The following is a 14,431-nucleotide window of genomic DNA, read 5'->3' on the forward strand; positions in this document are numbered from 1 at the left end:
ACTGACGATAGCAGCGGTTGCCGATGCACCAATAGCCATGGATGACAGTGCAACGACGGATGAAGATACCGACGTTAGCGTTAACTTGGTTGATAATGACACGGATGCCGAAGGGGACTTAGTGGCCGCCTCAGCTGCCATAGTATTACCGGCAAGCAAAGGCTCGGTGAGTATCACCAATGGCATTGCCACGTATACACCGAACGCCAATGAAACCGGGGTTGATACCTTTACCTATACTGTAAAAGATGCGGCGCTGAATACCTCAGCAGCGGCAACAGTGACCATCACTATCACGCCAGTGAACGACATGCCTGTGGTACAGGCGGTGAGTATCAATGTGGATGAAGACACGCCTTCAATCGCAACGGCGCTGCGCAGTTTAGCAACGGATGTGGAAGACACTACGCCCACAGGGGATATCACCCTTGTCAGTGGCCCAACGTCAGGGCAAGTGGTGTTAGATCAAGTCGCGGGTACCTTTGTGTATACCCCTGATGCCAACGTGACAGGGCAGGATAGTTTCAGCTATACCTTAACCGATAGCGAAGGTGGGGTATCACTGCCTGCCACGGTGACCGTGAATATCGGTGCTGTGAACGACCGTCCTGTAGTGGCTGATGACAGTATTAACACCGATGAAGACACTGCCGCGACCTTGGCTATTTTAGCCAACGACTCAGACGTGGAAGACAGCGGCTTTAACGCAGCGAATGTCAGCTTAGAGAACAAAGGCACCGGCGCTGGCATGTATGACTTTGCGGATGTGAGTGTCAATTTGGATGGCAGTTTAGCGATAACGCCTCAGCAAGATGTCAACGGTGTGTATAGCTTTACCTACACCCTCACCGACAGTGAAGGGCTAAGCTCAACGCCTGCCACCGTGACACTGACCATTAACGCCATCAATGACGCCCCCGTTGCCATGGATAACACCGCGCAACTACAAGAAGAAGGCGCATTTGAGGTTAACGTACTGGGTAACGACAGCGATGTGGATACCGGCGACAGCTTAGATGTAAGCAGTGTCAGCATCGTCACAGATGCCACGAATGGACAAACGCAAATCACCGCAACGGGCGCGATTATTTACACCGCCAACGCCGATTACTTCGGAAGCGACAGCTTTACCTACACAGTTAAAGACAGCAACGGCGCAACCTCCAACGTGGCTACTGTGACCATGACGGTCAACCCGGTTAATGACGCGCCCATCGCACAAGCACAGACTCTGCGGTTAGCAGAAGATGAAACGATATTGATCACGCTAACGGGTTCAGATATTGAAAACGACGCGTTGAGTTATCGCATTGATGAAGGTACGTTACATGGCTCGCTAGTGCAGCAAAGTAATGACAGTTGGTTGTATACGCCAACCGCTAATTACAATGGTAGTGATAACTTCAGTTTTGTCGCTAATGATGGTCAGTTAGATTCGGTATCTGCGGTTGTTTCGTTAGTCATTACTGCTGTAAATGATGCGCCAATAGTAAGTGCGCAAAGTGCAAGCGTTGATGAAGACACAGCTGTAGTTATAAACTTACTCGGTAGTGATATTGAGGGCGATAGCTTAACGTATACAATCGTTGATCTGCCAGTCAATGGTGTGGCTACTATCTCTGGTGACCAATTAACTTACCAAGGTAATGCAAATTACTTTGGTGAAGATCAGTTTAGCTATATTGCAAATGATGGACTACTCGACTCAGCACCTAATACAGTTTCAATCACAGTGAATAGTATTAATGATGTACCCGTAATAACGGGGGTGCCAAGTTTAGCCATTAATGAAAATGCGCTATATAACTTTGTACCAACAGCCACGGATAGTGATGGTGATAGTTTAAGTTTTAGCATTGAAAATCAACCAAGTTGGTTGGCATTTGATTCTGTAACAGGGCAACTTAGCGGCATGCCAAGTAATGCTGACGTAGGTCGCTATTCAGATATAACATTGAGTGTAACCGATGGACAGGCTACGCAAAGCTTAGCACCTTTCGCACTAACAGTGGTGAATGTTAATGATGCACCCACAATCAGTGGTGCACCTGCAACATCTATTGCGCAAGACACCGCGTATTTGTTTACCCCTAATGTGACCGATATCGATAATACAACGCTATCATTTAGTATTACCAACAAGCCGAACTGGGCCACTTTTGATAGTCGCAGTGGGACCTTAAGCGGAGTTCCGACACGGGAAAACGTCGGCTTACATAGCAATATTTTGATCAGCGTAACGGATGGACAACTAAGTAACACGCTTAATCCATTTAGTATTGATGTAACGTATGTAAATGCGTTGCCTATTGCTAATGATATGCAGCTGAATATTGAAGAAGATACGGCTATCAGTGTTAGCGCACAAATTAGTGATAGTGATGAAGATAGTTTAGCGATACAGCTAGTCACTGAGCCACAATTTGGTAGCTTAACAGTGCAAGGGCGAGTATTTAGCTATCAACCTGAGGCGAATTATCATGGTAGTGACAGTTTTAGTTACTCAGTATCTGACGGCAAAGATAGCTCGCAAACTGCGACTGTAGTAATAAACGTTGCCCCCGTGAATGATGAACCGGTGGCTTTGGCAGATGCTTTTAATCTAACGCCTACGCAAAGTGGTCAATATACCCTTGACGTTCTTGCTAATGACACTGATGTTGACGGTGATACGCTTAGTATTATTGGCGCTAAAGCGAGTGTAGGCACAGTCTCGATTGTTGATAATCAATTACTATTTGAGTTGGCCGCAAGCACACAGGGCAGTATCAATATAGAATATATGATTGCTGATCCAGAAAAGGCTAGAAGCCGTGCTGTTGCTACGCTTAGTTTTAATGGCAGCATAGATGGTGCGCCAACAATTACAGCACCTGCAGATGTTAGCATAAATGCAACAGGGTTATTTACACGGGTTAAATTGGGCACCGCGACAGCCTTTGATGAGCAGGGGAACCCGCTTGCAGTAGGCATTGTTGAGCCAAATATGTTGTTTGCCCCTGGTGCACATCAAGTATATTGGCAAACTACCGATAGCAACGGTAATTGGGCAATGGCTGAGCAACAGGTATTTGTCCATCCACAAGTAACTATTGAGAAGAATAAAGTAGTGGCTGAGCAACAAAGCTACACCACATACGTTTATTTAAATGGAACCGCACCGAGTTACCCGGTAATAATTCCTTATAGTATTTCAGGAACTGCCAGCGAGGACGACCATGATCTAGTTGCTGGCGAAGTGGTGATAGAGCAAGGTTTAGTAGGCGAGATTAACTTTACTATATTTGCAGATAGTGACGTTGAACCAGATGAAACTCTGATCATCACCCTTGCTGAAAGCGTTAATTTGGTAGCAGATACTTCAAGTACCATAACAATTACAGAGCAAAATATTGCACCGACTCTGTTAACGACTATTGAGCAAAATAATCAAACACGGCCCTTTGTATTAGCCAATAACGACTTGGTTACTATTCGTGCCATCGCATCTGATCACAACCCAGAGGATAGTATTTCACTCAGTTGGCAAGTAGAGGATGAGCGTATTATTAATTTGGCTGATAACTCAGATAGCTTCGTGTTTTCAACAGCTGAACTCACAGAGGGGATTTATGCTATCACTGCTACCGCTACTGACAATGCGCAACAAAGCTTATCAAGTACAGTGACTAGCTATGTGGAGGTGGTTGCACAATTACCGGAGTTAACCGCAGCTGATACAGATAAAGACTTACTCCCCGATATTTTAGAGGGTTATCAAGACAGTGATCATGATGGGATTGCTGATTATTTAGATCCAATCAGTATGTGTTATGTCATGCCAGAACAAGTTAATGAAACAACACGATTCTTAGTCGAAGGAGAGGTGAGCGGTTGTTTAAGAAAAGTTTACTCAGGTTTATTAACGAGTAGCGGCGGGTTGCAAATCTTATCTTCAGAACTGTTAGGTGATGAGGGCATGATCAATACGGGTGGGTATTTTGGTTTTGTTATTACAAGCATAGAGCCAATAGGTGCACACTATAATATTGTATTGCCGCAACGTATGCCCATTCCTGCCAATGCGGTTTACCGTAAGCTAATAGATAATGAGTGGAGAGACTTTGATAGCATAGAAGGAGATCAAGTTTATTCTAGCCAAGGTGAGCAAGGTTATTGTCCATCACCATCTAGTGAGTTATGGCAAGAAGGCCTACATGAAGGGGATTGGTGCGTACAATTACGTATGGCTGATGGGGGAGGCAATGATGCTGACGGCTTAGTTAATGGTCAAATTGTCGACCCAGGCGGGATAGCTGTTGTTAAAACAGATAACACGAACCCCGTAACTCAACCAGACCAAGCAACCATCGCGATGGACAATGCTATTACGCTTGATGTACTCGAGAATGACAGTGATGCAGATGCAAATGAGCTACGTCTTACTGGTGCAAGTGTAGACTTTGGCGAAGTCACTATTGTTGATAATCAACTTAGTTATACACCGATAACTAACTTTATTGGTACTGCCACAATTCATTATAGCGTATCTGATGGTCAAGGCGGCACAGCGTTTGATGTTGCCACGATAACTGTTGTTGTCAACAGTGCACCGACAACAACAGCAGACAGTGCATCAACCAATGACCGTACCGACATTGTTATTGATGTACTGAGCAATGACACGGATGCAGATGGCGATACATTTACCGTCACCGACGCAATCGCCAATCAAGGTGATGTGACCATTAACCCTGATAATACCTTAAATTATCAGCCGAAGCCTGGCTTTGAAGGTATGGATTTTATTACATACACAGTAACAGATAGCAAAGGCGCCAGTAGCAAAGGGGAGGTTAAAGTGACGGTGAAAGCATATACAACCGCAACGGTAAAAAATAGTTCGTCAGGAAGTATGGGAGGCGCGTTATTACTGTTGATGATTGGGGTCATTATAATTCGTCGCCAGTCAAAATTAACACCGTGGGTATTGTTAGCGACAGTCTCTGTGTCAAGCCAATCGGCGTTAGCTGGTGAGTGGTCAATTGATGCCAAAATCGGCTATGCTACTGTGGCAGGCGTCACTTCTATTGAGGGAGATACTGTTTTTGCTCAGAGCGACTATGACGATACGGATGTAAGTTGGTCTATCGGCAGTCATTATACAATGGCTGAAAATTGGCAACTTGGCCTGCGCTATATTGATTTAGGTGAAGGAAGTATGTCCTTTGTTGGTGATACGCTTGAACCAGATCATGTTCATCAGAGCTTATCGCAAACAGTGCCTGTATTAGGTCAAGGGCCTGCACTGCAAACCGCTTATATTTTCCCACACATAGGGTATCTAAAGAGCAAGCTCTTTATTGGCGCATTTTATTACCACTATTCAATTGAAAGCCTAAACAATTCGGGGCAAACAATTAAAAATAATGCATCTAACACTCGGGCTTATTTTGGCGGGCAATTAGCTTACCCGATATTAAAAAATACAGATATTTCTCTTAATTTTAGTCATTACAAGTTAAAAGAAAATGATGTAAATGAATGGGCTTTGGGTTTTGAGTATCAATTCTAAGATGACAATTGGCCAGCCTAAACAGCAGGCCAATTATTTTTAATATTTAAATAACCCTAATTTTTGTACAATACCTTTTTCTAAGTCGTTAAGCTGTTTTATCGTCACATCAAGGTGTTCAGCTTCTTGAGCTAGTGATTTTGCCCCAAAGTTGATCTTTTCCATCGTGACTAAAACCCCTTGTGTGGTTAGTGTTTGCTGCTCTGAACTGGCAGCTATTCGTTCATTCATCAGATTTATTTCGTCAACTTGTTGCGCAATATTGTGAAACACATACTGGCTTTGCTCATTGGCTACAATTACTTGGCTGCTAACGTGTTTGCTTTTTTGAGAAGCGGCTACGCATTCGCTGGCGTTGGTTTGTAGTGCACCAATAATGGCCTCTATTTCAGATGTGGAATGATATGTCTTACTCGCCAGTGCACGAACTTCATCGGCCACCACGGCAAATCCTCGACCGGACTCCCCAGCTCTGGCAGCTTCAATCGCCGCATTAAGCGCAAGTAAGTTTGTTTGCTCGGCAATGTTTTTGATGACGTCAAGCACTTGGCTTATTTCATTACTGCGACTGTCAAGTTGTTCAACCACACTTGCGGTATTATCTAATTGTTTTTCTAGCTCATGGATCAAAGTACTGTTATTACCCATACTTAACTGTCCTTCTTGACATAAGCTTTGTACTTTGGCTGTCTGATCTGCTGTTTGGGTTGCACCAAATGCAATTTCTTTGGTTGCTTCGCTAAGTTGGCTTAATGATAAGGTAGCGGCATCAGTTAGTGCATATTCTTGCTCTGCTTCATATTTAGATCTGACCGTGGCCTCATTCACAGAGCCTGCAATGATCTCCAGCTCTGTGGCTGTTTTACCAAGGTTGGCAATGATTTGCTGAACCTCGTTAATAAAGCGATTAAAACCTGCGACTAAATAGCCAATTTCATCACTCGATTGATAGTTAATACGTTGGGTTAAATCACCGCCGCCGCGTACTAATTCATCAACAAGTTGGTTTACACCAACAATGGGTTTAATAATGATAAAACGGCACACGTAAATGAGGGTCACACCGAGCAGTAAAAATGAAATAGCCAAAGTGATCACCATGGTTTGCACCGCTTTAAAAATACCTTCATTGAGCTTATCTTGGCTATATTTAATGTTGATTGCGCCAATTGCTTGTTCAGCAGTAAATAAAGGTAATTGGTGAGTAAGTAAATCTTGGCCATTGTTTTTTTGACCAACTACACCTAGCAGCTTGTTACGATGATCAACGACTTCTATATGTTGAATGTTATGGTTATTTGCGAAGGCATTTATAATTTGTGTAATCAGTGGTTTATCGTATGAAAAAACGGGCTCAGCTAAGATCACGGTTAATTGTTGATCCAATGCGGTTATGTTTTCTTGCCATTGCCCAGTTTCACTATTTTTTAATAGGTAATAATTAACACTAACAACGAAAGAAAAAATGATAACTAGGCAAATGCTGAGCGCGATAATTATTTTATATTGTAATGATTTCATTGTGTTACGGTTCTCTCTTTAAGTGGGTCGAACCAAAGTTCTGGGCGGGAAAGTGGGGTCATTGAGCTTAGGTTAGGGTTGTTTAATGGAATAATTATCCGCTGCTGCAAGTTAGCTTTTTGCAATACCATTTGTACCTGACTGTCGTTAAAAAACATGCGATTAAAACTGCCATCGGCAATCATGTTATTAAGCGATTGTGTGAGCTTATTTGCAAGTTGTGTATTTTCTTTGGCAACAAAAAAATACAGTGGTGCGGTGTATTTTAATAGTATGTATGGGTCGACGGTTAAGTTTAAATCCTGATAATTGATTAGCTCATCCCAGGGCTCATTGACGCCACGTGGAAAATAATCGAATCGCCCACCTTCAAGCATTGGGAATAGGTTTGGATACTTTAGAGTAGTGACTACATTCAGGCCATTTTCTTTTAAAATTGTAGTGTCTGGCCACGTTTTACCTTGACCTGCACTAAACCTTTTTAAGTCATTTAAGTTACTTATCTGTTTAAAAAGATCGGCATTTTGCTCGGTGACAACTGCTAAGCGCATACCCAGAAGGCCTCTAAAAAGTGGGATGTATATCGCTTGGTAATCTTGCTCAAGGGATTGCGAGGTCATGCTCCACATGACATCGAGCTGACCTATCTTTACATCATTTAAAATACGCGCATTTGAAATGTCTTTATCACTTTCGTATGGGTGAACATAGTCCAAGTTTGCATTATCCAATGCTGCAATTAATAATTTATGGGGGAGGGATGTATCCTTTGAGTAACTTTGTAATTTTACAGGCTCGCCATAGCTAACAAAGCTGATGAAGAGTATTAAGCTTAAGAGTAAATAATGCATAAAAATCGTATTGTTATAATTGTGTAAATTACAAACTACGATTGTTTTATATTCGGCTCAACCTTTTGTTATATGCATACGTATTCAACGTGCCGCAAGGTCAAAAAGCGATCACTTGGTAACCATGATGGCAATCTCTGTTTTATAGTCATTTGCATAAAGACTAATACGGATATTGTCATTTCCTGACGCGTAAAATAACGTCATGCGTGTATTATTACCTCGCGTTAATTGTGGTTCACCAAGCTTTAAAAGGTAAAACTTTGCAACATCAGTAACTGATTGCGCAGAATAACCCGTTTGTACGAGCGGGTAGTCATCGGCAATATGTAAGGTTGATTTAAAGTCATTCGGCAAAGGGACTGAGCTTAAACCTGCATCACTCGAAAATGCAGTAAACGTGAGTATTATCAGCGTAGCCCGTATTAGTTTATTCACATTATGCCTCTTGCAAACTGAATTTTATTTATAAAGCACTTACACTAAATTTTATTACGAATTAAGTCACGCACTAAAAAACGTGCAGGATGAATTGCTTGGCTTACGCGCTCACTCAGCGGGCTTGGCTCATTATTTAAATGGGCAATTAAATGCTCTGCTGCTAATGGTGCACTACATAAGCCTCGGGCGCCAAAGCCCGTAAGTATGTGTAAGCCTTGTTGGGGTTGTTGTAATGGCTGATACTGATAGCGCTTACCCAAGCGTAGGTTTGCAAACGCAGTTACATAATCGGTTTGCTCTGCCCATTCCCCAGCCATTGGTAGGTGATCAATAAAACTACATCGAATAGCCGCTTTGGCTGAATTTATTTCACCTAAACTGGTCGCAAACTCACAATGACCGTAAAAATTAAGCAGCTGGTCGCGATTTTTGACATTGTCTTGTTCAGTGACTTCGCGGCTTTTTGAGTTTTTTTCAAATGTCGCTCCCATGCAATGTTTACCTAAATAGGCTGGCGTAAAATACCCTTTATGACACAGTACCGTTTTAAGTTTTTTAGACGCCTCGCTTGCTTGTACATGGGATACCTGACCTCGCACCCCTACAATGGGCAGTGCTTTAGTTTGTGTAAAACGATCACTATGCTCGCCAGCGCAAATAATAACATCACTAAATGGGCCGAATTGTGCTTGCTCACTTTTGAGTATCCAACCATTGGGTGTTTTTTCAAGTGTGTCGATGTCACAGTTAAAGTGACTTTGTATATCAGACAGGGCACGTGCTTGCTCAAAGAGAGCGTTAACTAGTTGCGGCGGGTTAACCCAACCAGCTAAGGGAAAATACACCCCTGCGTAACCAGACTCAACCCCCGCTATTTCATCCGCCTGCTCTGGGGTCACACTGTGCATTAACGCATTGGGCCAAAGTTGTTTGGTTTCAATATTTAGATGGCGCTCTGCTAAAGGCTGCTTAACAGCGTGTTGCAGCACTCCGCACCATTGATGGTCAAAGCTATAGCCATTAGTCGTTAATTGCTGATACAAACGCTTTGCATATAAAAAACTATGCGCAAAAAATTCACTGTGTGGCGAATTTTTGGCTTGCAAATGAGGATAAACAGCCCCTTGCACATTATGAGACGCGCCCATTGCAAGTTGACTATCTTGACAAAATAATTGGCTCTTAATTCCTCGCTTCGCCAAGCTATAAAGCGCCGCACTACTGGCAATCCCCCCGCCTATAACTGCAACATTGGTTAATTGACTTGCTTGATTAGCAAAATAAGGCGGAGCTGAATGTGTGCTATTTGCTTGCGCTAACTTGCCCGTTAGCATTTCTCGTTTGCGGCCATACCCTTTGGCTTTTTGCACTTCAAAGCCTGCTGCAATTAACCCTCTGCGTACAAACCCTGCGGCAGTGAAGGTTGCTAAGGTGGCATTATTACGAGAAATATCAACCATGCGCTGAAATAAGCTTTGTTGCCACATGTCGGGATTTTTACTCGGTGCAAAACCATCTAAATACCAAGCATCAATCAGCCCTAATTGGTTATAAGCCATATTATTAATCGACTCTTGTACATCCCCAAAATATAAATCGAGAACAACGCAGCCGTTATCAAATTCAAGGCGATGGCAGCCTGCCAAGTTAATTGGGTAATTCTGTAAGAGTTGTTTACTCAATAGTGCCAGTTCAGGCCATGCTTGTAATGCAGTCGCTAAATCACTTCTCTTAATGGGATACTTTTCAAAAGAAATAAAATAGAGTCGGTTAACGTTTTGTTGATTTTGAACTTTATTCTCGTCATGCTGCCTATTGGCTAAGTGAGTTTTAAATTGCAGCCACGTATTAAGAAAGTTAAGCCCAGTACCAAAGCCAGTTTCAGCAATAACAAAATGTGATCGGTCATGATTTTGTAATCGTCTGGGAATATCATTTTGTTGATAGAACACGTAATTGGACTCTGCCAGACCGTCGTCGTTAGAAAAATAAACGTCGTCGAAGTTATTGGCAACGGGAGTGCCTAAGTGATTAAAGTGAATATCAGCGTTTTTGATCATGGCATGCAATTAATTAAAGAGTACTTTTTTTCATTATTTTACGTGTTTTCTTTGAAATAGTCTGGCGTTATTTATAAGCTATACGTTCAGAGTACATGTGTACGCTAGAAAGCTGACCACTTAGTTATAAAATTCAGCGTAAAATAGATCACAATTTAGTATCAAGCTAAGGTAATTACCCATGAGAAGAGCCGTTATTACGGGCATCGGTGTTGTTTCAAGCATCGGCAACAACAAAGAAGAAGTGTTAGAATCGTTAAAAACAGGGAAAAGCGGGATTGCTTTTAACCCTGAATTTGCTGAATATAATTTACGCAGTAACGTATCAGGCAAAATTGATATTGACGTTAAAGAGTTTGTTGACCGTAAAGCAATGCGCTTTATGGGCGATGCCGCAGCCTATTCGTATATTTCAATGGCTGAAGCGATTGCAGATTCAGGCTTGTCAGATGAGCAAGTATCAAATGAACGTACAGGGATCATTGTTGGTTCTGGTGGCGGCTCATCTAAATGGCAAGTAGAAGCGGCTGACATTTTACGCGAAAAAGGCGTTAAACGTGTAGGCCCTTATATGGTGCCACGTACTATGGCCAGTACGACTTCTGCATGTTTAGCGACACCGTTTAAAATTAAAGGTGTTAACTACTCAATCAGTTCAGCATGTGCGACGTCTGCGCATTGTATTGGCAACGCTGTAGAACAAATTCAGCTAGGCAAGCAAGACGTTGTTTTTGCCGGTGGTGGTGAAGAGCTACACTGGACTCTAGCAATGGAATTTGACGCTATGGGTGCACTTTCAACTAAATATAATGAAACACCAGAAAAAGCCTCTCGTACTTACGATGCTAATCGTGATGGTTTTGTTATCTCTGGCGGCGGCGGTATTGTCGTTGTTGAAGAGCTTGAGCACGCGCTTGCACGTGGTGCTCACATTTATGCTGAAATAGTTGGTTATGGTGCGACATCAGATGGTTATGACATGGTTGCTCCGTCAGGTGAAGGTGCGGCGCGTTGTATGCGTCAAGCAATGCAAGGCGTAGATAGCATTGATTACTTAAATACTCATGGCACATCAACACCGGTTGGTGATGTTAAAGAGCTTGGCGCAATTCAAGAAGTATTTGGTAGTAATTCACCAATGATCAGCGCAACGAAAGCAATGACAGGCCACGCATTAGGTGCCGCTGGTGTTCATGAAGCTATTTTCTCATTGCTTATGCTTGAACATGGTTTTGTTGCACCATCAATTAATATTGATGAGCTAGATGAGCAAGCCGCAGGCTTAAACATTGTTACTGAGCGTAAAGACGTTGAACTAAATACTGTTATGTCTAACAGCTTCGGTTTTGGTGGTACTAACGCTACATTAGTAATGAGCAAGTACAAAGGCTAATTTAGTCAAGACGAATTAGTTTAGAAGCCGAGCAACTTGCTCGGCTTTTTCGTTTTCAAAAGTGGCTGAGGTTCGTTACAATAGCGCCTCTTCGTGTCAACTGGACTTGTTAATGAAAATTCTTGCGGATCAAAACATGCCACTCGTTGAGCAGTACTTTGCTGATTTTGGTGAAGTAACGCGTTTTGACGGTCGTACATTACACAGCGAACAGCTAATTGATGTTGATGTATTATTAACTCGCTCAGTCACACTTGTGAACCAAGCGTTGTTAAGTCACGCTGATAAATTACAATTTGTAGGCACGGCAACGATTGGCATTGATCACATTGATACCGATTTACTCAATCAACGTAATATCACTTTTACCAGTGCCCCTGGCTGTAATGCTGTTGCGGTTGCTGAGTATGTGATTAGCAGTTTGTTTGCATTGTGCCAAGAAAATGCGACTAGCTTAGAGGGAAAAACCATCGGTATAGTTGGTGTTGGCAACATAGGGAGTTGTTTACGAGAGAAGCTTGCAGCTCTTGATGTCAACGTGTTGCTGTGTGATCCGCCTAAGCATGAAGCAGGGCAATTAGCAGAGCATATCGACATTGATACACTCCTCGCTAAAGCCGATATTGTTACTTTTCATGTCCCATTGGTGACCACGGGCAAACATAAAACCTTACATTTACTGGATAAAGTGCGATTAGCTTCACTAAAATCAGGCATGACAGTGATCAATGCCAGTCGTGGTGATGTCATTGATAATAAAGCCTTGTTAGAAGTGATGCAAAACGGTGCTCAATTGGATTTAGTGTTAGATGTATGGGAAAACGAGCCGACCATACTCACAGAGCTACTCGAATATGTGCGCTATGCCAGTGTACATATAGCAGGACATACACTAGAGGGTAAAGCTCGTGGCACACAAATGCTGTATCAAAAATTGTGCGTACACAAAGGTGTGCAAGCAAATAAAACCTTAGCTGATTTTTTACCAACGCCGGCTATTACCCAAATCACATTACAAGAAACGTTCAGTTTTGCTGACTTAGGTCAATTGATCCATGCTGTTTACGATGTTCGTCGTGATGACGGTATTTTACGTCGTAACCTAGCAACGGATGGATTTGATAGTTTACGCAAAAAGTACCCGATCCGTCGTGAATTTAGCACTGTAACTATTGCAGGCGCGAAACACAATAAAGCGCTTTTATCTGGGCTTGGTTTCGTAGTCGAATAATTTAAAATTTAAGCAGCGGCCATAATGGCGGTTGTTAAACGAGGAATACACATGTCACAAAAATATAATGTTGCCGTACTTGGCGCTACAGGCCTTGTTGGTCGCCAAATTATTGAAACGTTAGAAGATCGTAAGTTTCCTGTTGATCAATTATTTCTATTGGCAAGTAGCCGCAGTGCCGGTGAAGATATTAAATTTCGTGGTGAAACTATCGAAGTGCAAGATGTTGAAGGGTTTGACTTTAGCCAAGCACATATCGGCTTGTTCTCGGCAGGGGCAAGTGTGTCAGAAAAATACGCACCGATAGCAGCTGATGCAGGTTGTATTGTAATTGATAACACCTCACATTTTAGAAACGACTTTGAAGTGCCATTAGTTGTACCAGAGGTTAACGCTGCAAGTCTTGCTGATTTTAGAAATCGCAACATCATCGCTAATCCAAATTGTTCAACTATTCAAATGATGGTGGCGTTAAAACCAATTTATGATGCTTATGGCATTGATCGTATCAATGTATCAACTTATCAAGCAGTGTCTGGTGCGGGTAAACAAGCGGTTGATGAACTTGCTAAACAAACTGCTAATTTAATGAATGCGCGCCCAATAGATAACCAATTATTTCCAAAGCAAATAGCGTTTAACGTCATTCCACAAATTGATGTGTTTGAAGATAACGGTTACACCCGCGAAGAAATGAAAATGGTTAACGAAACTCACAAAATATTAGGTGATACTACTATTGCGGTTAACCCGACTTGTGTACGAGTACCTGTTTTCTTTGGTCATAGTGAAGCAATTAACCTTGAAACGCGTATGCCATATGACTTTGAACATGTTAAACAGCTATTGAATGATGCCCCAGGTCTTGAGTTAATTGATGATGAAGGGGATTACCCAACACCTGTATCAGATGCCAGTGGTAACGATACTGTGTATGTTGGTCGTTTACGCCAAGATATTTCTCATCCCCACGGCTTAAATATGTGGGTTGTTAGTGATAACACCCGTAAAGGTGCTGCGACTAATAGTGTGCAAATAGCTGAAGAGCTAATAGCTAACTACCTTTAATAAAAGATTAAAAAAGCGGCAATTTGCCGCTTTTTTATTTTTTAACCGCCAAATAATTGCCGCATAGCAGCTAAAAGCGTATAAACTTAATCTTAACGAAAACAAACTCTTTCAGCTGAGAAATTTTAAGCCATTACGTATCAAAGTGTTGCGATGGATATTAGACTGCAACTGGTTTATAGTCTGCAACTGGAATAGAGCTTGCAATATAAATTTAATTAACTATTTATGTAAGTTATTTCTGTTAGAAATAATCAATGTTTAAGTGCCTAATTGTTAGGTGCTGCGTTAACATTTAAACATTAAAGGATC

Annotated in this window: 8 protein-coding genes; 4 read left to right on the forward strand and 4 right to left on the reverse strand. The window is 42.2% G+C overall.

The genetic code is table 11. The annotated features are described in order from the left end of the window. Window positions 1-5,554: Ig-like domain-containing protein (locus PHAL_RS0119975; protein WP_016710209.1), on the forward strand; the 5,554-nt coding region annotated here is incomplete at its 5' end. Between the two features lie 39 nt (window positions 5,555-5,593). Here the strand turns inward: PHAL_RS0119975 and PHAL_RS0119980 are convergent. From PHAL_RS0119980 to mnmC, 4 genes are all read right to left on the reverse strand, one after another. Beyond that, window positions 5,594-7,075 carry a methyl-accepting chemotaxis protein gene (locus PHAL_RS0119980; RefSeq protein ID WP_016710210.1) on the reverse strand — a complete coding sequence of 494 codons (1,482 nt, stop codon included), beginning with the start codon at window positions 7,073-7,075 and terminating at the stop codon, window positions 5,594-5,596. Then, a complete protein-coding gene (locus tag PHAL_RS0119985) occupies window positions 7,072-7,926 on the reverse strand; it encodes a transporter substrate-binding domain-containing protein (protein ID WP_016710211.1) in 855 nt (284 codons plus the stop codon). The genes PHAL_RS0119980 and PHAL_RS0119985 overlap by 4 nt, the downstream gene beginning before the upstream one ends. Before the next feature lie 111 nt (window positions 7,927-8,037). Continuing rightward, window positions 8,038-8,364, reverse strand: a complete 327-nt coding sequence (locus PHAL_RS0119990) for a hypothetical protein (RefSeq protein ID WP_016710212.1) — start codon at window positions 8,362-8,364, stop codon at window positions 8,038-8,040. 44 nt (window positions 8,365-8,408) lie between these two features. Beyond that, entirely contained in the window at window positions 8,409-10,427 is a 2,019-nt protein-coding gene (gene mnmC, locus PHAL_RS0119995) for a bifunctional tRNA (5-methylaminomethyl-2-thiouridine)(34)-methyltransferase MnmD/FAD-dependent 5-carboxymethylaminomethyl-2-thiouridine(34) oxidoreductase MnmC (protein WP_016710213.1), read from the reverse strand. A gap of 181 nt (window positions 10,428-10,608) precedes the next feature. Here mnmC and fabB point away from each other — a divergent pair, with 181 nt between their 5' ends. The 3 genes from fabB (at window position 10,609) to PHAL_RS0120010 (ending at window position 14,119) form a co-directional block, all read left to right on the forward strand. Next, window positions 10,609-11,820 (forward strand): beta-ketoacyl-ACP synthase I, encoded by a 1,212-nt coding sequence (gene fabB / locus PHAL_RS0120000; protein ID WP_016710214.1) that lies wholly within the window; start codon window positions 10,609-10,611, stop codon window positions 11,818-11,820. Window positions 11,821-11,932: 112 nt separating this feature from the next. Beyond that, entirely contained in the window at window positions 11,933-13,051 is a 1,119-nt protein-coding gene (locus PHAL_RS0120005; protein ID WP_016710215.1) for a 4-phosphoerythronate dehydrogenase, read from the forward strand. Between the two features lie 51 nt (window positions 13,052-13,102). Beyond that, complete coding sequence (locus PHAL_RS0120010) at window positions 13,103-14,119, forward strand: aspartate-semialdehyde dehydrogenase (protein ID WP_016710216.1); 1,017 nt, start codon at window positions 13,103-13,105, stop codon at window positions 14,117-14,119. Window positions 14,120-14,431 lie beyond the last annotated feature (312 nt).

The sequence above is a fragment of the Pseudoalteromonas haloplanktis ATCC 14393 genome (assembly GCF_000238355.1).
Classification (GTDB): domain Bacteria; phylum Pseudomonadota; class Gammaproteobacteria; order Enterobacterales; family Alteromonadaceae; genus Pseudoalteromonas; species Pseudoalteromonas haloplanktis.

Excerpts from the sequence above, each read along its gene's own strand:
- PHAL_RS0119980 (WP_016710210.1), bottom strand. The coding sequence starts at position 7,075 with ATGAAATCATTACAATATAAAATAATTATCGCGCTCAGCATTTGCCTA.
- PHAL_RS0120005 (WP_016710215.1), top strand. The coding sequence starts at position 11,933 with ATGAAAATTCTTGCGGATCAAAACATGCCACTCGTTGAGCAGTACTTT.
- mnmC (WP_016710213.1), bottom strand. The coding sequence starts at position 10,427 with ATGATCAAAAACGCTGATATTCACTTTAATCACTTAGGCACTCCCGTT.
- PHAL_RS0119985 (WP_016710211.1), bottom strand. The coding sequence starts at position 7,926 with ATGCATTATTTACTCTTAAGCTTAATACTCTTCATCAGCTTTGTTAGC.
- fabB (WP_016710214.1), top strand. The coding sequence starts at position 10,609 with ATGAGAAGAGCCGTTATTACGGGCATCGGTGTTGTTTCAAGCATCGGC.
- PHAL_RS0120010 (WP_016710216.1), top strand. The coding sequence starts at position 13,103 with ATGTCACAAAAATATAATGTTGCCGTACTTGGCGCTACAGGCCTTGTT.